20 protein-coding genes and 1 tRNA gene are annotated in these 20,867 nt (G+C 64.8%); 12 read left to right on the top strand and 9 right to left on the bottom strand.

Annotation, left to right across the window (positions count from 1 at the left end):
• Positions 1–61 precede the first annotated feature (61 nt).
• Positions 62–1,027 (top strand): PfkB family carbohydrate kinase, encoded by a 966-nt coding sequence (locus ACQPYR_RS23160; protein ID WP_433621052.1) that lies wholly within the window; start codon positions 62–64, stop codon positions 1,025–1,027.
• Positions 1,028–1,095: 68 nt separating this feature from the next.
• On the opposite strand, the gene ACQPYR_RS23155 is transcribed toward ACQPYR_RS23160, so the two are convergent.
• The 3 genes from ACQPYR_RS23155 to ACQPYR_RS23145 are packed head-to-tail and all read right to left on the bottom strand — an operon-like array spanning position 1,096 to position 2,053.
• Complete coding sequence (locus tag ACQPYR_RS23155) at positions 1,096–1,488, bottom strand: hypothetical protein (protein ID WP_433621051.1); 393 nt, start codon at positions 1,486–1,488, stop codon at positions 1,096–1,098.
• Positions 1,485–1,769: a hypothetical protein gene (locus tag ACQPYR_RS23150; RefSeq protein WP_433520270.1), complete on the bottom strand. Its 285-nt coding sequence runs from the start codon at positions 1,767–1,769 to the stop codon at positions 1,485–1,487. Before ACQPYR_RS23150 ends, ACQPYR_RS23155 begins: the two co-directional genes overlap by 4 nt.
• Positions 1,766–2,053, bottom strand: coding sequence for a hypothetical protein (locus ACQPYR_RS23145; RefSeq protein WP_433621050.1), 288 nt, complete (start codon positions 2,051–2,053; stop codon positions 1,766–1,768). The genes ACQPYR_RS23150 and ACQPYR_RS23145 overlap by 4 nt, the downstream gene beginning before the upstream one ends.
• A 457-nt stretch (positions 2,054–2,510) precedes the next feature.
• On the opposite strand from ACQPYR_RS23145, the gene ACQPYR_RS23140 reads away from it, so the two are divergent.
• The 3 genes from ACQPYR_RS23140 to ACQPYR_RS23130 all read left to right on the top strand — a co-directional run bounded on the left by ACQPYR_RS23140 (position 2,511) and on the right by ACQPYR_RS23130 (position 6,888).
• The gene (locus ACQPYR_RS23140; RefSeq protein ID WP_433621049.1) at positions 2,511–4,013 is read left to right on the top strand and encodes a PfkB family carbohydrate kinase; all 1,503 of its coding nucleotides are present in this window, start codon (positions 2,511–2,513) and stop codon (positions 4,011–4,013) included.
• A 143-nt stretch (positions 4,014–4,156) separates the two neighbouring features.
• Complete coding sequence (locus ACQPYR_RS23135) at positions 4,157–4,873, top strand: GTP cyclohydrolase II (protein WP_433621048.1); 717 nt, start codon at positions 4,157–4,159, stop codon at positions 4,871–4,873.
• A gap of 182 nt (positions 4,874–5,055) precedes the next feature.
• The gene (locus tag ACQPYR_RS23130) at positions 5,056–6,888 is read left to right on the top strand and encodes an AMP-dependent synthetase/ligase (protein WP_433621047.1); all 1,833 of its coding nucleotides are present in this window, start codon (positions 5,056–5,058) and stop codon (positions 6,886–6,888) included.
• 54 nt (positions 6,889–6,942) lie between these two features.
• Here ACQPYR_RS23130 and ACQPYR_RS23125 read toward each other — a convergent pair whose 3' ends face one another.
• Both ACQPYR_RS23125 and ACQPYR_RS23120 read right to left on the bottom strand, forming a co-directional pair.
• Positions 6,943–7,479, bottom strand: coding sequence for a YbhB/YbcL family Raf kinase inhibitor-like protein (locus ACQPYR_RS23125; protein ID WP_433621046.1), 537 nt, complete (start codon positions 7,477–7,479; stop codon positions 6,943–6,945).
• Between the two features lie 18 nt (positions 7,480–7,497).
• Entirely contained in the window at positions 7,498–8,859 is a 1,362-nt protein-coding gene (locus ACQPYR_RS23120) for a M20/M25/M40 family metallo-hydrolase (protein ID WP_433621045.1), read from the bottom strand.
• Between the two features lie 191 nt (positions 8,860–9,050).
• Here ACQPYR_RS23120 and ACQPYR_RS23115 point away from each other — a divergent pair, with 191 nt between their 5' ends.
• Entirely contained in the window at positions 9,051–9,926 is an 876-nt protein-coding gene (locus ACQPYR_RS23115) for a lysophospholipid acyltransferase family protein (protein WP_433621044.1), read from the top strand.
• Between the two features lie 4 nt (positions 9,927–9,930).
• Here the strand turns inward: ACQPYR_RS23115 and ACQPYR_RS23110 are convergent, their stop codons facing one another.
• Positions 9,931–10,287: a winged helix-turn-helix transcriptional regulator gene (locus tag ACQPYR_RS23110; RefSeq protein ID WP_433621042.1), complete on the bottom strand. Its 357-nt coding sequence runs from the start codon at positions 10,285–10,287 to the stop codon at positions 9,931–9,933.
• A 153-nt stretch (positions 10,288–10,440) separates the two neighbouring features.
• Here ACQPYR_RS23110 and ACQPYR_RS23105 point away from each other — a divergent pair.
• A tRNA-Leu gene (locus tag ACQPYR_RS23105) sits at positions 10,441–10,528 on the top strand.
• On the opposite strand, the gene ACQPYR_RS23100 is transcribed toward ACQPYR_RS23105, so the two are convergent.
• Positions 10,507–12,246 (bottom strand): recombinase family protein, encoded by a 1,740-nt coding sequence (locus tag ACQPYR_RS23100; RefSeq protein WP_433621041.1) that lies wholly within the window; start codon positions 12,244–12,246, stop codon positions 10,507–10,509. The two genes, ACQPYR_RS23105 and ACQPYR_RS23100, sit on opposite strands and share 22 nt — an antisense overlap.
• Positions 12,247–13,329: 1,083 nt before the next feature.
• On the opposite strand from ACQPYR_RS23100, the gene ACQPYR_RS23095 reads away from it, so the two are divergent.
• The 4 genes from ACQPYR_RS23095 (at position 13,330) to ACQPYR_RS23080 (ending at position 16,743) form a co-directional block, all read left to right on the top strand.
• Positions 13,330–13,764: a hypothetical protein gene (locus tag ACQPYR_RS23095; RefSeq protein WP_433621040.1), complete on the top strand. Its 435-nt coding sequence runs from the start codon at positions 13,330–13,332 to the stop codon at positions 13,762–13,764.
• Positions 13,761–14,804: a tyrosine-type recombinase/integrase gene (locus tag ACQPYR_RS23090; RefSeq protein WP_433621039.1), complete on the top strand. Its 1,044-nt coding sequence runs from the start codon at positions 13,761–13,763 to the stop codon at positions 14,802–14,804. Before ACQPYR_RS23095 ends, ACQPYR_RS23090 begins: the two co-directional genes overlap by 4 nt.
• A 26-nt stretch (positions 14,805–14,830) precedes the next feature.
• Positions 14,831–15,727, top strand: a complete 897-nt coding sequence (locus ACQPYR_RS23085; protein WP_433621038.1) for a DUF2637 domain-containing protein — start codon at positions 14,831–14,833, stop codon at positions 15,725–15,727.
• Between the two features lie 404 nt (positions 15,728–16,131).
• Positions 16,132–16,743, top strand: a complete 612-nt coding sequence (locus ACQPYR_RS23080) for a hypothetical protein (protein WP_433621037.1) — start codon at positions 16,132–16,134, stop codon at positions 16,741–16,743.
• 152 nt (positions 16,744–16,895) lie between these two features.
• On the opposite strand, the gene ACQPYR_RS23075 is transcribed toward ACQPYR_RS23080, so the two are convergent.
• Positions 16,896–17,348, bottom strand: coding sequence for a hypothetical protein (locus ACQPYR_RS23075; protein WP_433621036.1), 453 nt, complete (start codon positions 17,346–17,348; stop codon positions 16,896–16,898).
• Between the two features lie 248 nt (positions 17,349–17,596).
• A complete protein-coding gene (locus ACQPYR_RS23070) occupies positions 17,597–18,508 on the bottom strand; it encodes an alpha/beta hydrolase (protein ID WP_433621034.1) in 912 nt (303 codons plus the stop codon).
• An 805-nt stretch (positions 18,509–19,313) separates the two neighbouring features.
• Between ACQPYR_RS23070 and ACQPYR_RS23065 the strand changes: the two genes are divergently transcribed.
• Positions 19,314–20,057 carry a hypothetical protein gene (locus ACQPYR_RS23065; protein WP_433621033.1) on the top strand — a complete coding sequence of 248 codons (744 nt, stop codon included), beginning with the start codon at positions 19,314–19,316 and terminating at the stop codon, positions 20,055–20,057.
• Positions 20,045–20,851: a hypothetical protein gene (locus tag ACQPYR_RS23060; RefSeq protein WP_433621032.1), complete on the top strand. Its 807-nt coding sequence runs from the start codon at positions 20,045–20,047 to the stop codon at positions 20,849–20,851. Before ACQPYR_RS23065 ends, ACQPYR_RS23060 begins: the two co-directional genes overlap by 13 nt.
• Positions 20,852–20,867 lie beyond the last annotated feature (16 nt).

Genomic DNA, 20,867 nt, shown 5'->3' with positions numbered 1-20,867 from the left:
TTCGCGCGTGCGCGGCCTAAGCTGGTGTGCGACAAGTCGAGAGCACCATAGGGGGCGGCGCATGGTCACCGGTGCCGAACAGTGGCATCCGCACGGCGTGGTCACCGTCATCGGTGACGCGGTCATCGATCACATCTACCGCACGGACACCATGCCCTCCGAAGGCTCCGAGGCCAGCGGGACATTCGAGGCGCAAGTCGGGGGCAAGGGACTCAATCGGGCCGTCGCGGCGGCCCGCCTCGGCTTGCGAGTCCGCCTGGTCACCGTGATCGGAGACGACGACAGCGGCCGTCGCATCATCGAGTATCTGCGGCGCGAGAACGTCGACACCGGACTGGTCAAGGTCGTTCCCGGAACCACACCGGTTGCCGTCGTGATGGTCGATCGTAATGGCGCGGGGGCATTCATCGGCCGGGCCGACGGCGCCAAGCTCGGCACCGCGGATCTGCGCAGCGAGCAGGTTTGCGCGGCGATCGGGTCCTCGGATGCAGTGCTGATGACGTTCGAGTTGCCGACCGAGGTCATCAACGAGGCACTATCGATGATCCGTGCGATGCCGAAGCGCCCACGCCTTCTGGTTCACCCCGCACCCCCTGTCGAGAATCTTCAGGACCTCGGACATCACTTCGAGCCGATCGACTATCTGAACGGAAGTCCGTGGGAACTCGGCGAATTGGCCGGCGACAGCGATAGCGTCGGCGGCGAGCAATTCGCGACGACCATCGCGCCCGCGCTACTGGCACGCGGTGCATACTGCGTCTGCGAGGTGGAGCAACTCGCCTGCCGGGTCCGCTCCGGCACCCTCCAGCTCGACCTTTCGGCGCGGCCGGAGGCGCCATCCCCCGCGGCCAGCGCGGCCTTCGACGCGGCGCTGGCCTACCGACTCATGCGGACCGGGCAGCCCGCGAACCGTGCGGATTTCGAGTGGGCGACCGCCGCGATGGCGGCAACCCGAACGAGCAGCCCTCTCGCCGACGGGATGCCGACCATGCACGAGATCGATCGGGTCGTAGCACCGACTCCCTGACGCGGCTTCCCCGCCGCTACGGCACCCGCCGCCTCCTCCCGGCGGCCGATGCCTCGCCGCGCCGCACGCTATCGGAACACCCACGGTGTCCGGTCTGCGTGCAGCGACATCCGGGACTGCCCCGCGGATTCGCAGCCCGCCGGATCGTCCTGAATCCCGTTGGGACGCTGGCGTAATCGAGCTAGTATCCGCTTCGACAGCAGGATCACCGCCTGCTCCCAGATGATGCCGACCCGCCCGGCCAGAATGGCCGCATCGGCGTGGGCGTGCCGATCGTGCACGATGTCCGGATCGCTGAGGATCTCATCGAGCTCCATGCCGGCCAGCGCCTGTTCGCGAGTCAGCAGCCGATCCGGCAGCCAGCTCAGTCGCCAGACCGCGGTCCCCGACCCGGTCTGTCGGTATGCCGACTCGGGGGTGATATCGCTGATCATGGTCCAGTCGGTGGTGTCGACGGTCATGGGTGCCTCCGGTGTAGCAATTCGAGCCCGATGAGCTCGAGGGGTATTCCGATCTGGCCGGCGCAATAGAAGGCCCGTGCGTGAACCGTCGAGTCGTGCCGGAAATCCTGGGTGCTGAAGATCTCCGCGAGATCCATCCCCGCCAAAGCTTGTTCCCGCGTCAGCAGCCGTTCGGGCAGCCAGCTCAGCCGCCACGACTTGGCCCACTTGTCCGCCAGCCGGTAGGCCGACTCCGCGGTGAGATCGCTGGTCATCGACCAGTGAGTTACGTAGATGGTCACGAATGCCTCCTGTCGAGCATCCGTTGGTGCAGCGTGTGCAGTGCCTGCTGCACGGTGATACCGAGTTGATCGGCCAATGCCCGCGCGTGCGCGTCGTGGTCCGATGCCGGGTCCGGGAGGCTCAGAATCTCCTGCAATTGCATTCCGGCCCAGGCCTGTTCGCGGGTCAGCTGGTCGGATACCCAGCTCAATCGCCATGCCGGTTCTTCGCGCCATGCCCGCCACGCCCATTCGTCGGGCGTGACGCTGCTGGTCATCGACCGGCTGCATTCGTAGATCGTCACGGCTGTCTCCAGGGGTGCCAGAGCTGTCGCCGATCGCTTTCGGCTGAGTCCCGGTGGACCGCTGCGTCGCGGTCAGCCGGGGCTCGCTGCTGTCGGATGGAGCAGGCGACGAAGTCGGCTTGATCGGGTGAAATCTCGTCCCGGCGAACGCGATTCGTTCGCCTAGATGGTGGCGCGGTTCGCAGCGAGTTCGGTTTCGGTGCCGCCGGCCCTTGGCTCCCCGCGCCGCCGTGCGTGCCGTATCAGCAGAATCATTCTCATCACCAGGCCCTCCCGAGTCATCTGGTGGACGACACTTGGTCGCCGTAACTCAGTGTGGCATTTGCCATTCACTACGGTCAATTGCCGTTGTAAGTTGGTAATTGCCGATTCACTCGGCGGCTAAACCCCGGACGATTGGCATATCGTGAGAGTGGCACAGGGAACGATCGCAGCGTCATGGAGGACAGGCCCGCCTATGGTCCAGCAGGACTCACGCACGGTTGCCATCCGCAACATCCTCACCAGGCTCAGCAAACGCTCGGGGCTGAGTGCGGATCGGTTGCGCACCACGGAAATCGATGTCGCTCCCCTGCTGGATCTATCCGTCATCCGCCAGCGAGCGCAGCAGGAGGGGCTGTCGGCGGAGGAAGCCGTCTTGCCCGTGGTTCGTGACCTCGCGCGGCAATTGGATCCGACCAATCGTTTGATCGCCGACGCCGAACTGTCGTTGGGGCTGTTGCGTGAAAAGCCCCCAGCCGGAATAGATCTCGAGCGACTGTACGCGGCCGACCTCGGCGAGCGTCGCGTGTACCTGACCGAACAGTGGCGGGGCCTGCACGAGGCGTACGGTGCAGATTTCGTACCGTCCGCACCGACCGTGCGTTCGTTGCGGGCTACGCCCGAGCGACGCGCATTTACCGAATTGGCGGCCAAGCTCGCCGCCGCGGCGGCCTATTCGACATCGAACTACAGGTTCACCCCCGAACCGAAGGTGCTGATCGCACTGCCGGATGTAGCGCCGCGCCGTGGCGCGGTCACGGTCATCGGATCGGCGGTGATCGACCACATCTACCGGATCGGCCAAATTCCGTCGGCGGGCAAATCCACGCCGGGCAGCTTCGAGGTGCATGCGGGCGGTAAGGGGCTCAACCGTGCGGTGGCGGCTGCGCGCCTCGGACTGCAGGCTCGGCTCATCTCCGCAGTCGGAAACGACGACGCCGGCAGGCACATCCTCAACTATTTACGCACCGAGAATGTCGATACCCGGTTGGTCAAAGTGGTCAACGGCGCCACGACGAATGTCTCTGCGGTCATGATCACGAGCACGGGGGTGTCCAGCAAAATCGGCTGCGAGGACGACCGCATCTGGCAAGGAGCACACGTGGTGAGCGAACCACGGTTTCGTGAGGCGCTCGCAGCCTCGGATGCGGTCGTATTGACCTTCGAGCAGCCCTCCGATGCGATCAAGGACGTGCTGGCGGCCATCGGGGAGATGGATCATCGGCCGTCGTTGGTGGTGAACCCCTCGCCGCCGATCGATGCGCCGCAATATCTCTACCAGTATTTCGGTGCCGTCGACTATCTCGTCGGCTCGACGTGGGAACTGCGCGCATTGCTGCCCGGGGATCCGTCTGCGTCCGGGACCGAGGTGGCGCAACGGCTGCGTAGTCTGGGTGTGCGGGGGGTCTGCGTGATCGATGGCTTCCGTTGCATCGTCAGATCCGACGAGATCAATGCGGATATCGCGGATTTTCCTGTGGCACTGGAAGATTCGCCGGGTGCCGCGGCGGCTTTCTCCGCCGCGCTGGTATCGAAGATCGTCGCGACCGGCCGGCCGGCCGACGAACCGGCATTCCGCTGGGCGACCGCGGCCATGGTCGCGACACAGTCGTTCGGTGACATCCCGGACGCCATGCCGTCGGTTAGGGATATCGACCGCATCGTCCACCTGGCCGGGGAGGAGTCGGCCGGCGCGTAACATACGCGATAGCGCGGCTCGAATAGATTTACAGCGCTGAAATCGGTGATCGAGTTACAGTTTGTCGTTCGCTGGCAGCCCGAACCTTCTCGCGCCGCAAACGGCGGCAAACCCCAACTATCCCCATTGTCTTCGGAGGAGCATTGACCACAGCTGTGCCGACGCTTGGTGAGACCGCCCATCGGCTCACCCGCAAGGGGCAGGATCTGCAGGTTCGTGTGATGGAAGTGGCCGGCGGCGCCGAGTACGGACATGTGCTCGTCTTCGGCGAAGCCGACGATGGGTGTCTGGTCCGGGTGCATTCGCGGTGTCTATATGGCGAGGGGCTCGGTTCGGACGATTGCGATTGCGGGCCGGAACTCGACAAGTCCTTGGACCTGATCTGGGCTGAGGGCAGCGGTGTCCTGGTCTATCTGGAGCAAGAGGGCCGCGGTGTCGGGCTGATCGCCAAGGCGCTGGGCTATCGGGAGAGTCAGCGGTCGGGCGCGGACACTTTCACCAGCTACGAGCAGCTCGGATTCCCCGCGGACGGTCGTAGCTACCTGCACGCGGCGAAAAGCCTGCAGGAACTCGGACTGACCCGTGTGCGCCTACTCACCAACAATCCGGAAAAGGTCGCCGAACTGCGCGCCGCCGGTCTGGCCGTGACCATGGAACCGCTGCTGACGACGGTGCTCAGTGCGCGGGCCGCGGCATATCTGGATGCGAAACGCCGACGCCGCGGCCATCTCATCCCCACCAGCGACGTGCCATGGGCTCCGGATGTACAACCGGTATTCAAACGCAAGAGCCGCATCTGGCGGTTCTGGACGATGCGGGGTCAGGCCCGCCGTCGGCGCACATTCCCCGCGTCCAAGTAACGGGCACGATTACCCCGGTCTGGCTACCATGAGTGAGCCGCGCCACACGGTGCTATCCCACCGCGTGACACGATGAGATAGAGTCCCTTGCAATTTATCAGGAGCAGCGGGTCTCGAACCGCGTGGAAACCACGCGGTCGCGCCGGGCGCGGTTCACGCCAGAGATATCGGGAAACGGGAAGATGACGACAACAGAAATCGGTTTCGCGCACGAGTCCGGCAAGACGGTGTACACGGTGCCGGAGGCATTCCAGGAGACCGTGAAGTTACGACCGGATCAGGTCGCGTTGCGGACGGTCGGCGGTACCACGGAGATCAGCTGGCGCGAATACGGTGAGCGGGTGCGCACGCTGGCGGCGGGGCTGTCCGGCTTGGGCGTCGGCCACGGCGACACCGTCGGGATCATGCTCACCAACCGGCCCGAGTTCAATCTGATCGACACGGCCGCACTGCATTTGGGCGCCACCCCGTTCTCGATCTACAACACCAGCTCTCCCGAGCAGATCAAGCATTTGTTCACCAATGCGGAGAACAAGGTGGTGATCACCGAGCGCGTCTTCCTCGACGTGATCAAGGGCGCGGGCGTCGAGCTCGAGCACATCGTGGTGGTGGACGGCCCGGCCGCCGATACGGTCGACCTGGCCGACCTCGAGGCGAATCCGGCCGCCGACTTCGATTTCGATGCCGCATGGCAGGCGGTCACCCCCGACGATCTGGCCACGCTGATCTACACCTCGGGCACCACCGGCCCGTCCAAGGGTGTGGAGATCACCCACCGCAATGTGCTGGCCCAGATCATCGCGCTGGTCAACGGCCCACTGCGGGTCGGCTTCGACGACCGCGCCATCTCTTATCTGCCGGCCGCGCACGTCGCCGACCGCATTTCCGGCCATGCCATCAGCCTGCTCACCGGCATCCTGATCACCTGCGTGCCGGATCCGCGCGAGATCGCCGCCGCGCTGCCCGACGCACACCCCACGGTCTTCTTCGGTGTGCCCCGGGTGTGGCAGAAGATCAAGGCCGGTATCGATGGCAAGCTGGCCACCGAAGCGAGCCCGGTGAAGAAGGCGCTGGCGAACTGGGCCATCAATACCGGCATCGCGGCCGCCCGTGCCGATCTGGCGGGCAAAGGCCGCAGCCCGGTGCTCGCCGCGCAGTACAAGGTCGCCGACGCGCTGGTGCTGTCGAAACTGCGGGCCGCCCTCGGCCTGGACAACCTGAAGGTCGCCGCCTCCGGCGCAGCCGCGATCCCGGCCGAAACCCTCGAATACTTCCTCGGACTCGGGTTCACCGTCAGCGAGGTATGGGGTATGTCGGAGACCACCGGCGTGGCCACCTACACCGAATTGTCCAAGCCGCGGCCGGGTTCGGTCGGCCGGGCCGTCGAGGGCCTCGAGCTCCGGCTCGGCGAGGACGGCGAACTGCTGGTGCGTGGCGCCATCGTCACCCCGGGCTACCGCAAACAACCCGACAAGACCAAGGAGGCGCTCGACGCCGACGGCTGGCTGGCCACCGGTGACGTCGCCACCATCGATGCCGACGGTTATGTGCGCATCGTGGATCGCAAGAAGGAACTGATCATCAACGAGTCGGGTAAGAACATCTCCCCGACCAATATCGAGAACGCGGTCAAGTCGGCCTCCTCGCTGGTCGGTCAGGTGGTAGCGATCGGTGAGGCCAAACCGTTCATCTCCGCGCTGATCGTGCTCGATCCGGACACCGCCGCCATCCGGGCCAAGGAATTCGACGCGCCCGCCGACGATTTGGCCGCGCTGGCCACCCACAAGGAGATCCTGGACGAGGTGCTGGCGGCTGTCGTCGCGGGTAACCGCAAGCTGTCGCGAGTCGAGCAGATCAAACGGTTCACCGTGGTCGGCAAGCCGTGGGAGCCGGGCGGGGACGAGCTGACCCCGACGATGAAGCTCAAGCGCAACCCGATCGCGGCGAAGTACGCCGAGGAGATCGCCTCGCTGTACACCACGCCGCTGCCCGAATCGGTGGTGAACGTCTCGTAACGATCGGTGGCCCTGAGCAAAAGCTCAGGGCCACAGTCGTTTTCCCGGCAAATGCTAGGCGACCTCGTACTTGGCGACGATGGTGGCGCGGGCCACGGTGTGCGAGAACAGGTTGAAGCCGAGGAAGGCGGGTGTGCCGTTCTCGTCGATCTCCAACCGCTCCACATCCACCGCGTGCACGACGATGAAGTAGCGGTGGTACCCGTGCCCGGCCGGTGGCGCCGCACCGACGAATCCTGGGAACGCACCGTCATTGCGCAATGTGACCGCTCCCTCGGGCAGGACACCGCCCTCACTACCCGCTCCGCGTGGCAGCGAGGTGGTGCTCGCCGGAATGTTGGCCACCGCCCAATGCCAGAAACCGGCGGCAGTCGGTGCATCCGGATCGTAGACGGTGACCGCGAAACTCTTTGTCTCCGCAGGGAATCCGGACCAGGACAGCTGCGGCGAGACATCCTTGCCGCCCGCGCCGAAGACGCCGCTGACCTGATCGTTGCCGAAGCTCTCGCCATCGGCGACATCCTCCGAGGTCACCGTGAAGCTGGGCACCTCGGGCAGCGCGTCGTACGGGTTGTAAGAGTAGTCGGGCACGGTGGGTCCTTTCGATCGTCAGCTGTTCAACAGGAAGTGTTCCAGCACCCGGGTGCCGAATTCGAGTGCCTGCACCGGAACCCGCTCGTCGACACCGTGGAACAGTGCCGTGAAGTCCAATTCCGGTGGCAGCTGCAGCGGTGCGAAACCGAAGCAGCGAATACCCAAGCGGGCGAAGGCCTTTGCGTCGGTACCGCCGGAGAGCATATAGGGGACGGTCCGGCCCTGCGGGTCGTGGGCGAGAATGGCGGCGTTCATCGCGTCGACGAGATGTCCGTCGAATGTCGTTTCGTAGGAGTCGAGTTTGGTGATCCACTCGCGCTCGACATCCGGACCGATCAGCTCGTCCACCTCACGCTCGAACGCGGCCTGCCGCCCCGGCACCACGCGACAGTCGACGACCGCCTCGGCGGTCTGCGGGATCACATTCGCCTTGTAACCCGCCTGCAGCATGGTCGGATTCGCGGTATCGCGCAGTGTCGCGCCGATGATGCGGGAGATGGTGCCCAACTTCGCGAGCTGACCCTCGATATCGGGACTCGACGGATCGAACTCCAAGCCGGTCTCCTCGGCGACCGCGGCCAGGAATTCGGCGACCGAATCCGAGAGCACGAGGGGGAAGGTGTGTTTGCCCAGGCGCGCCACCGCGGCGGCCAGGATCGTGACGGCATTGTCCTCGTGCAGGAACGAACCGTGACCGGCACGAGCCTTGGCCCGCAACCGCATCCAGCCGAGCCCCTTCTCGGCCGTCTCCACCAGATACAACCGACGGTCGGTGCCGTCCGGGCGCGGCACGGTCAGCGAGAAGCCGCCGACCTCCCCCACCGCCTCGGTGATCCCGTCGAACAGGTCGGGCCGATTCTGCACCAGCCACTGTGAACCCCACTTGCCGCCGTTCTCCTCATCGGCGAGGAAGGCGAAGACGATATCGCGCGGCGGCACCGTCCCCTCGATCTTGAACTGGCGCGCGATGGCCAGCATCATGCCGACCATATCCTTCATATCGATCGCGCCGCGCCCCCACACATAGCCGTCGCGCACCGCACCCGAGAACGGGTGCACACTCCAGTCCGCGGCCTCAGCGGGCACCACATCCAGGTGTCCGTGGATCAGCAGCGCGCCGCGGCTGGAATCGGCTCCCTTCAACCGCGCGAACACATTCCCGCGACCCGGTGCGCCCGACTCCACGTACTCGGTCGTGTACCCCGCCTGATGCAGCTGATCGGCCACCCACTGCGCACATTCGCGCTCGCCCTTGGTGGTCGCCAGATCCCCGGTGTTGGAAGTGTCGAACCGGATCAGCGTGCTGACCAATTCGACCACTTCGGACACGGCACGAGATGTGGTGTTCGGACCGGATACTTCGCCAGTTGCAGACACGTACCCTTTCCTACCACCTGACACCGCCCGCAGGGTGCCATGGCGGCACCCGCCCGGCACCCTGCGCCGTCGCGAGGTGCGCGATCGCAGGCGGGTGCGGGTCGATTCACGCTGATCGCAATCGTCGATGCTGTGTGGTCGCGACATTGCCGGGTATGTCCCAGTCGAAGTCTGACCAGAAAGCCGGACCCATGAAGCTGCCGAGCCTGCCATTGCCGCCGATCGATAGCGCGACCGACTGGGTCGCCCAGCAGATACGAGCGCGGGTTCCCAAGGCGGATATGAACGATCGGGATCCCGGGTTCATCACCCACGCCATCGGACCGTCCTGGCAGCTGGTTCGCGCGTACTTTCGTGCCGAGGTGCGCGGGATGGAACTGATACCCGAAGACGGACCGATACTGTTGGTCGGCAACCACTCCGGCGGCAATGTCTCGCCCGAGGCGCTCGTGACAACCCTCGCGTTCGCGCATTATTTCGGACCCGACCGCCCCTTCTACCAACTCGCCCACAATCTGGTGATGGCCGTGCCGCTGCTTGGCGCATTCCTGTCCCGCTTCGGAACGGTGGCGGCCGATCGCGAAAGCGCCAAGGCGGCGCTGTGCACTGGTGCGGCGGTGCTGGTATATCCCGGCGGTGACTGGGAGGTGCACCGCCCCACCTGGGAAGAGGACCAGCTCGATTTCGCCGGACGCACCGGATTCCTACGAGTGGCTTGGGAGGAAAACGTGCCGATCGTGCCGTTCGTGAACTACGGTGCGCAGCAGAACGCCCTGATGCTCACCCGCGGCGACCGGATCGCCCGGCTGCTACGGCTGGATCGGACACTGCGGTTGAAGGTGTTCCCGATTTCGCTGGCGCTGCCGTGGGGACTGAACATCAGCGACCTGGCCGGGCATATTCCATTGCCCACGAAAGTGACCGTCGAATTCCTGCCGCCGATCGACCTGCACGAAATGATGGGGCCGGAGCTGGATGTGGATCGCGGCTACGAGTACGTCACCGGGATCATGCAGGAGGCATTGTCGAGGCTGGCCGAGGAACGGACGCTCCCGATCCTGGGATGAGCACTCACGTGGCCAGGTGGACGCGCCCGGCGCCGATCCGGTCGATGCGATCGCGGCCCCACACGCCCAGCGGCTCCAGCGCCGCATTGAGGGCAATGCCCAATTCGGTCAGCCGATACTCGACCTTCGGCGGCACCTCGCGATAGATCTCGCGATCCACGATGCCGTCCTCCTCCAGCTCGCGCAGCTGCTGGATCAGCATCTTCTCCGAGACGCCGGGCAGACCCTTGCGCAGTTCGCCGAAGCGGCGCACGCCGTGATTCGCCAACTCCCACAGGATCAGCGCCTTCCACTTCCCGCCCACCACATCCATCGCCGCGTCGATGCCGCAGAAGTACGGTCCGGATCTCTTGGCACCCATCGCTACCTGCCCACGCGTATCGGTAAGTACTGGCTCGAATAGTAGGTACTCGTCGCCAGCTCAGGCAAGACGACCGCGCAAAACCGAGAATCACCAGCTAAACCCGCGATTTGGTCAACGCCGCCACATCCGATAACCTTGCTGAGCACACCGGTCCGGGTGGCGGAATGGCAGACGCGCTAGCTTGAGGTGCTAGTGCCCTTTATCGGGCGTGGGGGTTCAAGTCCCCCTCCGGACACCAGTGCTAAACCCAAGATCAGCCCCGACAACGGCGACCTGTTGTTGGGGCTGGAACTTTATGTGGAGTTGCAGGGCTTGATACAGGGCTGCTTTGTCGGATCGTGCGCCTGCCGCGAGTACCGCTGAGATGTCGCCGAGGGAGTCGATGAGCTTGCGGATCTCGGTTTCGGTCAGCCGAGGCGTGCTCGGCAGATTATGTAGTTCTGCATGGGCTGCCGCTTTGTCTGCTTGTGCGGCGTTCATGGCGGCGACCAGGGCTTGTGGGTCCACACCTGCTTCGATGGCGGTGAGGTGGCGTCCGAGCCGGGCCTCGGCGTCGGCGATACGCCGCCGCAGAAGTACACGCTGCGCGTCGCGGTCGTCGTCGTTCTGGGCGGCGAGCAGGATAGCAATGGTGTGATCTCGGTGTCTGCGGTCGAACACGGTAACCAGCCAGCGGTCGATCGATGAGGTGATGGTGTCTTCGCGCAAGTTGACCGTCGGCGGGTGCTGCGCCAAGGCTGGGCTTGCGGGGGCCAGTGTCTTGGCGCGGCATCGGTAGTAGACGATGCTGCTGACCACCTCGGCCTGCATCTTACGGCCGCATGCGTCGCAGCGGACCAGCCCTCGCAGCAGATACTCGCGCGGCGACGGCTTGCGTGCGCGTTCCAGGCGACTGCGCGCACGGTTGCCGGTGCCAGCCCGGCGCCTGCGTGTCAATTGGGCGGTCGTGAAGGTTTGCACCGACACAATGGCTGGGTGAGCCGGCTTCTTCGAGCGGACGATCCGCTGGTTGGGCGAGCGCCGGAATCGGGTGATGTTGCCGGCGGCAGCGTCGTCGGGATCGAGAAGTTCCTCGTGTTTGGTCCATCGGCCAAAGACGGCGTATCCGGTGTAGCGGGGATTCTGCAAGATCGCGGCGACCGTGCCTGCCTGCCATCCATCTCGAGACCGGTGCCGATTCTGCTCGGGCCGATGTGCCGACGGGCACGGCACCCCTTCGCGGTTGAGCGCGATCGCGATGGCCTTGTCGCCGCAGCCGGCAAGGTAGTCACGGAAGATCCGCTGTACCACCGGCGCGGTGGCTGCGTCGATCGACAGGATCCGCAGTTTCAGCCCATCGGAGGCCCGATTGGGATTGGGATGGGGTGGGCCGTCGACCACGATGTAGCCATACGGCGCGCGTCCGCCTTGGTGTCGGCCTTCGTTGAGGACTTGAGCGTCCATGCTGGCGCGAGTGCGCTGCTGGACATGTTGGCGTTCGGACTCACTCAGTCCGCCGAGCATACTCATCATCATCGAATGAGTCACGTTGCGCGGGTCGAAGCGACCACCGAGCTCGGGCACCCAAACCTGCACCCCTTGAGCGTGGAGGCGGGGCGCGACGAGGCTGAATTGGTTGCCGAACCAGCAACGCGTGCCCTCGCCCACGACGATGGCGGTCCAACCTCTGGCGGGATTCTTCAGGTCGGCCAGAAGTCGTGCGGCTTCCTTTCTACGGTGCCAGGGCACCGACCGCGACTGTCCGATGTCGAAGTAGTCCTCGATGATCGACGCTTCGGCAACGAACTTCTCCGCGTTGCCCCGCTGCCACCGATACGAGGTCTCGGGGTCTTGGTTGTCCTCGGTCGAGCAGCGACCATAGAACGCGAACTGTTTGTCACCGCTGCTGTCTGCGGCCTCGGGGACGAGTCCGAGCAGCTCGTCGAGTACGGCCCACTCGTTGGACTCGGTCGGCATCGTCTTCCCTCTCGGTGGAGTGTTCGCGGGCATATCGAACCAGCAGGTGAAGCAACACCCTCGCCGCGTCGTCGTTCAGCTCGGGCGGGGTTTGCGGGCAGTCGACTCTGATGATGCCAGGCCCTTCCCCGCGATGGTTAACGCGCCGATTGCTGGGGCTAGCGCACACGGTCAGCGCCTCCGCTCTCGAAGCGCATTGCGGGACTGAGCATTACGGAATGCCCAGAACGCCCACAGCCATGTCGAAGCACTCCTGGTGCATCCGCCTGATCGAGGCCGGTATCGAACGGACGACCAGCAGTCAGCGGTAGGGTGCGAAGAGACGCGCTCTGTCGCGAATCGATACTGAAATGCGGAGGCGTCCAAGGAACTTGTTCCGGTAGCGGCAATCTCCGGTCACCAGCCCCGACAGATCCGAAACCGTGGACGACCGCGAGCGAGTCCGATGTGTCACAGGGCAATCCGCTGACGACAACTCCGGGGAGATGGACGAGGAGATCAATTGGTGTCTGCTGGTCCCCAGAAACTCGCGACGCCGTCAGTCCGTAACTGTGGCTATCGTTCTCGCGGCCCTCCACGAGAGGCCGGCAAGGACAGATCAGCGACAAGACGCATGACATCTGAGCGGGGGGACGAGGCGTGAGCATACGAGGCTCCAGACCACCCGTCCGCTGATTCTCCCGCCTTCCACCTTACCGAAAGCCGGTAGGCCACCGCCACACACCTGACGGAAGCGTTGGTCAGCGTGTCCGGAATCCGTTGGAGGTGAGGGTAATAGCTCCCTCACCTCAGTCACGACTGTCGACACGAGCTGAATTAGACGGCGCCCGGGGCGATAAGGATTCGATGCCACTCGAACACGTATATCTGTCATTCCTGTCGCGAATTGGTGCCGCAAATCCCCTCTCGCGCACAGATTCACGTCAAACGTGACAGAAATTCGTGCTCTGTGTGCGAGTGCCCTTGCACACACAGGAGCCGACCAGTGGAAACACGTTCTGACCTGCACCGATTCCTGGCATATCTGCCGGATTGCGTCACATCTGCCCCCTCGCGAATGTTTGCTGGCGCAGGTGATCGCCGATGATCGCGCCCGTCATCCCGCCTCAGTCCCCGCTGCAGGAGCTCATCCACGGCCCGCTGCCCGAGAGACAGACGGTGCGCCCTGCCGACGGTGATGTCGTCTACGGGATCTGCACCCTCGGCGACGGCGGCCGCGTCCTGGACAAGCTCGGCTTCGCCGCCCTCGACTGGCGACCGGGCACCTGTCTGGAGCTGACCCGCCTCGACGCTGGAGTGCTGCTGGCCCGACCGGCCCTCGACGGAAACACCGCTATCGCCGCGGGTGGCTACTTCCGCATCCCGTATCGGCTGCGGCGGCAGGTGAGCTTGTTCGTCGGGGACCGCACGTTGCTGATCGGGCACCGTGCCCGCAAGCAGTTGTTGATTCACCCGCCTGCCGCACTCGATGAGTTGTGTGCTGCCAGCCTGCGACTGCTCGAGGCGGTGCGCCGATGAACACACCGACCGCCAGCGCGGAAACCATCGCCGCGGCACGACTGCTGCTGACCCAGATGGGTATCTCCCCCGCCGACCTCGTCACCGTCGGGGCGACGGTGCCGACTTTCGGTGAGATCGTTCCCCGTGTCCGCGGAACGCTCAAGGCGGGCACCAGACGCACCTATGGCACCCATCTGGACCGGTTGGAACAGCAATGGCCGGACCGGCGCCTCGATCAGGTGAGCAAACCCGACCTCGACGAGATGGCACGCGCGATCCAACTCGGTGCCCGCGTCAACCGCGCGTCCCGCGGCGGTGCGAGTGCGGTCGAGCACTTCGTCAGCGCTGTGCGCTGTGTATACCGCTATGCCGAGGACCACGGGTGGATTCGCCCGTGCGACAACCCAGCCCGTCAGCTCACGATGCCGGTGCGACGTCCCTCACACCGATACGCGATCCCCTCGGGCCAGCTCGCCGAGATCTGCCAGGTCACCGCAACCACCGGTGACGACCCCGAACTCGACTCGCTGATTCTGCGCCTGCACATCGAAACAGCCTGCCGCCGTGGCGGTGCCCTCGCGCTGCGCCCGCACGACCTCGACCCCGACCAATGCCTGGTGTACTTGCGCGAGAAGGATGGCGCCCACCGCTGGCAGCCCGTATCACCGACGTTGATGCGGCACCTGCTCGACCACGCCACCAAACGCAACAGCCCACAATCGGGACAGCTGCTGCGCTACCGCAACGGAAAACCGATCACCACACGCCGATACGACAACATCTGGAACCGCATCGGCGAGGTCCTGCCCTGGGTCGCCGCCCAAGGCATCACCATGCACTGGCTGCGCCACACCACCCTCACCTGGGTCGAGCGCACCTTCAGCTTCGCCGTCGCCCGCGAATACGCCGGGCACCGCGGAAAGACCAGCGGCGCCACTGCCACCTACGTCAAGTCGTCGCTGCAGGAAGTAGCCGCCGCATTGTCGATCATGACCGGCGAACCACATCCACTCGCATCCGCACACCAGCCGAGCACACATGCCTCGTCCGCACGCTGACCCAGGTCGCACAAGGAAGCTGTTCCATGCCTGAGGAATCCATCGACTCAGCTCACGGCGGCGTGCACACCGCACGGCCTGCCCCGACCGCCCGCAAGCCGCGTGCGCACGCGTTCTTCTGGACCGTGCTCACCGCAGCGGCCATCGTGAGCATCACCGGCAACGCCACCCAAGCCCTCCTGCACGACACCGCGCTGCCCGCGGTCGCCGCGGCGGTCGCGGTCATTCCGCCCCTGGCGCTGCTGGCTGCGGTGCACGGTGTCTCGGTGCTGCTGGGTGCGCACGACGGAGCCCGCGGTACCCACGTGGTCGCGACCGCTATGACCGCATTCATTGCCATCGGGGCGTTCTGGCTGTCGTTCACCGCCCTGCGGTCGCTGGCGATCACCGCCGGTGTCCCGCACGGTGAAGCGTGGCTGTGGCCGTTGATCATCGAAGGGTCGATGGCACAGTCCACTGTCGCGCTGCTGGCCCTTGCCCACTCCAGCACCCACCGCAACAGCGGTCCGGCCACCCACAGACGCTCCCCACCGCTGGAAACATGCACACCACCAGCTACTCTCCCGACGCCGACTCGACCGGAGCCCGCCACCGGCACCGACGCCGTGCGCACGCCACCCCAGCCTGTCGAGCGCACCCACCACGAGTTCACCGAAGTGGCCGTGCTTCTGTGCGCACGAGACCCGGCCCGACGCCGCGACCCCGAGTTGGTGGCACAGGTGCTGGCTCATCACCACCTCGACGGCTGGTCGCCCACCCGAATCTCGCGCGAGCTCAACAAGAGCCGGTCGACGATCAGCCGAATGCTCAGCGACGCGGCAGCGATCAGCGACCCGGACACGACGACTCCGGACCAATTGATCGAACGAAAAGGAACCCGACATCGACAGCAACACCATGAAGTCCCGTCACCAACCGCATGATCCTGTACCCGATGCAGAGCAACAACACACGGATAAATCGCCCACTCCAATCACGATCGCGATACCCGAATAGACGCCCGGATACCCGGGCGAACGCCTATCGGACGTATCGGCCCTGCCTGCCTCGCCACTGTCCTTGCGGCTCAAGGGAATTCGCGTCACAACCGACTCACCATCGCCTTCGCCAGCGAACTGCCATTGGACATAAGTAGATCCCAGGGAGGAAACCGATGAAGCCTCGCAGCGTTCCCGCCAAACACGCCGACAGCCGCCACTCCCCTCGACATCAGGCTGCGCGCCGTGTTCCATATAAGGATCATTCGCCACAGCATCGGCTATCAACGGAGACGCTGTTGCGCAGCAGACGTCACCGCGGCGCGCCACCGTCGGGAGGGGACGCAGGCATGGACATCGACATTTCTTGCCCGGCCTGCGGTCGCATGGATTTGATCCAAAGTGTGCCAGCGGTCCACTCGGACGGGGTGTCGACTAGTTCCGGGATGGACCTCTACTCCGGTGTCGGAATAGCGGCCAACGGCCTGGTTCCCGTGTTCGGGAGCGCGACGGTCGAACGTACTCATACCACGGCATTGGCGCGCAGTCTGGCACGCGAACCCAATCAGCGTCCGGTGGCGCGGATTACCGTGCTCGGCTTGTTGTTGCTGCTGCCTGCACTGTTGGTCGTCGTTATGAGTATTGCATCTGCGGCGACGTCGAATAACCCTGAAGCAACGCACGTTGGCTTCTTGGCTGGAGCAGCGTTGTTTGTCGGCGGGATAGCGGCCCCGGGCTTGTTCGTCCTTGGTGTTGCCGCGTTACGGGGTCGTCGCAATGGGCGTATATCTCGCGGCCGCCGCAACGCTCACAGTGTGTGGCAGTCAGCGTTCTACTGCCACCGCTGCGGATCGGCGTTCTGGCCCTTCTCTCCGGCGCCAGGCGTTCCCGCCAGGCAGGCGTTCGCACCTCAGCACTTCCGATGGTTCGTGTGGAACGCTGGTGGCTACGCCAACGTTTGAGGTCGCCACGGGATCAGAGGCTGTTGATACGAACAAAACGCTCATTCGTGAAGTTGGATCTGGGGTCCATCTGTGGCCTTCCGCTCCGCGCGAGGCCATGGTCGCGCACATCCGCGTGCAATCTTCAGCCTCGAGTGCCCTCGAGTCGTTAATCACACGGTGTCAACAGGTTGGTGAGTGGGTGAGTCGTCCTTGCCGCTGGACTCCTGCCCATCGTCTGATTCGGTGCCACCTTGGCCCGCAAGGTTTCCCGGCACGGGATTCACATCGACATGTTGAGCATCCCGATATGGCGGCTGAGTCGGCGTTGTGGTGCCCTTCGATGACGTTTTCGGCGATGTTGTACTGCCAGTTGCGCGTCCAGCGTTGATCAATTGCCGGGCATGTTTGCCACTGATTTCGAGCAATTCGGCCACGTCGTCATCGCTTTGCCCTAGGTCACGGATCAGAGCAGCGGCAAGAGCTTGATCGACTCGATGCCGGGCGATCTCCTCGGCGGTTCGTGATTCGACCACGCTGATCTGCTGGCGTAGCGCCTCGACTTCTTGATCACGCGCGGTCTCGCAGGCTGTGATCGCTTGCCAATGATCGAGGTAACGCTTCACCGCGTCGGCGATTGTTCGCTCTCTCTCGCGTGCCTCTTCTCGTCGTACACGGATACGCTCCCGCGAGCGTTCCAATCGTTCAAGGACTTCTGGGGATCGAGGTGTCCGCGGGGACCGCGGTGGGCGACGCAAAGACATGGCCAGCCTCCTGGTTGGGCTCGCCCGCTGATTCTCCCGCCTAAGATCCTACGCGTTACCGCCCGTCACGTTGGCTCGTTGCGCGATGCACCTCTAACAACCTGCGAGCCTCACCCGAGCCGGGGCGGACGCTGTCCACTCAGCTTGGCTAGCAGGAAGTCCCGAGCGACACTAGATGCTCGCTCGAACTGTTCTTCGTACACGGCGAAGTGCGGGCCGGGGATCAGCGCCAACTGTTTGGGTTCCAGTGCCTCGGCGTAGCTCTGCAGCGCGATATCGGCGGGTGTCAGGGTGTCCTGATCGGCGATCACCATCAGCAACGGTGTCGGAGATACGCGGCGCAGGAACGCTTCTGGGGCGTAGGACTGGAATTTATCGATGCTGGAGAGGGTGACCTCGTTGCGCCAGGTCGGGACTTGCGGGCCGTTGGCCATCAACCAGTTGTAGACCTCGATACCGGGCATGGCGACGAGTTCGGTCGGATCATCGGAGGCCGCCTTGATCGTCTGGTGCGGTTTACCGGAGGCGCGGGCCTGGCGGTCGGCGGCGATGGCCGCATGCACGGTCGGCAGCATGATGGTGGGCACCAAGCTGCGGAAGTTGGCCCACCCGTTGGTCAATGGCACCTGTGATACGACCGCGCGCACCCGTCGATCGGTCGCCGCGACGACCAGGACGTGGCCGCCCGCGAAGCTGGTTCCCCAGATGCCGATGCGTTCGGGGTCGATACCGTCGAGAGTCTGGGCGAAGGTGATCGCATCGCGGTAGCCCTCGATCTGCCCGAAAGGGTCGACCTCGAAACGCGGTTCACCATCAGAGGTCCCGAATCCAGGGTGGTCGTAGACAAGACAAGCCAAACCAGCCTTGCTGAACACTTCGGCGAACGGGGCAACCCATTCCTTGACGCCCGCGAACCCGTGCGTCATCACCACCAGCGGGACGAGCCCCGACGCCTGCTCGGGCCGATACAGCCAACCCCGCAAGGCCACTGCGCCACTGGTGAATTCGGCATCGACACGCATCACGGTTCCTCCCATTGCACCGGTCTTGTAATCAAACTACGGCGCGGGTGATCTGCTGTCGAAGGTTTCTCAAATCCTTGCGTCTGACCCGCTTTGAGCAGCTGCGTGGTCAGTGCTGTTGGCAAGTTTCCTGATTCGTGGGGTATGAGCATCCACTCCGCCACCTCATCTATCGGCTGCGGCGGGCCGCCGATCGGCACAGCTGCATTTCTAGTGACCACGCACCAGACCCCACCGCTGGTCCCCGGTCGCCGCGTCTGTCTGCCGTTGTCCTGTCCTGTCGAACGTCAGGTTCGAGCGATTCCCTCGCTCGGATCTGGCGTTCTTTCGTTTCCGCGAAAGGTGTTCTGTCATGCCTGAACTCGATACCACCGCGTGTGCGGTGTGCCGGACCCGCCGGAGCGGTCCGCGATATCCGGTCGAGGACCAGTCAGTGTGCCCACCGTGTCTCGGCGAGCTGCCGTCGTGTGATGGCTGCGCAAACCGGGTGCTGTGTCTCACCGAGACCGCTGATGACCGTCGACTGTGCGGCAGGTGCACGGCGGGGTGGAGCGGGTGTGTGTCGTGTGCTCGGTTGACCCATCCCTACGAGCGCACCGACACCGACGAAACGGTGTGCTACCGATGCGCGGACGCGTTCTTCGACCGGTGTTTCAACTGTGGCCGCCACAGTTCCGCGAGCCGCTATGTCTCTGGTGGGCTGCGAGCCTGTGTCCGCTGCGCGACGGGGTTCGGTTCGTGTCGGGAGTGCGGGACGCTGCTGCGCGGGCAACGCGGTTGTGAGTTGTGTGCGCATCCGGCGCGGGTGCGTAACTACAGCTTCAAACCCGATCCCCGTTTCCACGGCGAAGGGCCGCTGTTTCTCGGGCTCGAACTCGAGATCGTCGTCCCCGACGACATCCACGACGCTGCAGTCGAGCTCGCGACCGACCGCTTGGCCGGGCTGGGGTATTTGAAGCGGGATTCCTCGATCCAGCCCGGCGGATTCGAACTCGTGTCCCACCCGATGAGCTACAGCTACGCCCTCGACCGTTTCCCCTGGGCCTTGCTGGGCGAACTCGAGGATCTCGGCTGCGGCACGAACGCCGGCGTCGGGTTGCATGTGCATGCCAGCCGCGCAGGTTTCGCGTCCCCCGCGCATGTGTTCCGGTGGATGAAGTTGTTGTACCGCAACGAATCCGAGGTCACCCGGCTGGCGCGGCGACGTTCCCGCTACGCCCCGTTCGACCGGGCCGCGCGCTCAAGGGTCAAGGACACCGCCAAGAACCACGTCCACGCCTTGGGCCTGGACCGGTATCAGGCCATCAACCCCTACCCGCGTCACACCCTCGAGTTGCGGATCTTCGCGGCGTCGCTGGATGTCGGGCGGGTGCAGGCGACGTTGGCGTTCACCGCGGCCTCGATCGACTACACCCGCGCCCTGCGCATCCCCGACGTGCGTGCCGGTGCGTGGGAGTGGGCGCGTTTCGCCACGTGGGTTGATGAGCGCCCGGCGTATCTGCCGTTGACCGAACAGTTGCGTGAATTGGAGCTCGCATGTGCCTGCTGACCTGCTTCCCGCCCGGTATCGCCCCTGATCCGCATCCATTGCGGATCGGCGCGCACACCAACCATCACGGCCACGGGTACGCCCTGATCATCGGCGACGGCATCCGCATCGGTCACAGCATGGATTCCGAGCCGTTGATCGAGGAGTTCACCGGTTTGCGTGCGCGGTATCCCGACGGGTACGCGTTGTTCCATTCCCGCTACGCCACACGCGGTGTCCGCTCGATCGAGAACTGTCATCCGTTCCGGCTCGGTGGTGATCCACGAACGGTGTTGGCGCACAACGGGACCCTGCCCAAACGGGTGCATCCGCGCGCCTACGATCCGCGGTCGGATACCCGGATCGCGGCCGAGGAATATTTGGCCGCACAGCCGTTCGGGTCGATCGACACCCACCGCGGGGCCCGCGGTCTGGCGTCGTGGCTGGGGTCAAGCAAGCTGCTGATCCTCACCGTCGACCCCACCTACCAGCACCGCGCCTACCTCTTCGGTGAGCAGGCCGGGATCTGGGAGGACCGGATCTGGTACTCCAACACCAGTTATCAGCCGATGTCGCGGCGCTGGCCCGACCGCTACCGGCTGCGCTGCGGTGGGTGCCGGGAGTTCGACCTCGACCGGCGAGGCCGTCACTGCACGTGGTGCGGTTGGTGCTTCGACTGCGAGCAGCCCTTCCCGCACTGTGATTGCTACTCCCCTCACGCCACCCGAGGCCGCAGTGGCGAGGCGAGTGCGCTGACCCGCACCCGGCGCACCGGTCACCATCGCGCCCGCACGAGCGCACCTGACACTGCCTGACCCGCGCCACTGTCGA

The organism is Nocardia sp. CA-120079 (assembly GCF_050955745.1).
Taxonomy (GTDB): Bacteria; Actinomycetota; Actinomycetes; order Mycobacteriales; family Mycobacteriaceae; genus Nocardia.
This window is presented reverse-complemented; position numbering and strand designations above follow the sequence as displayed.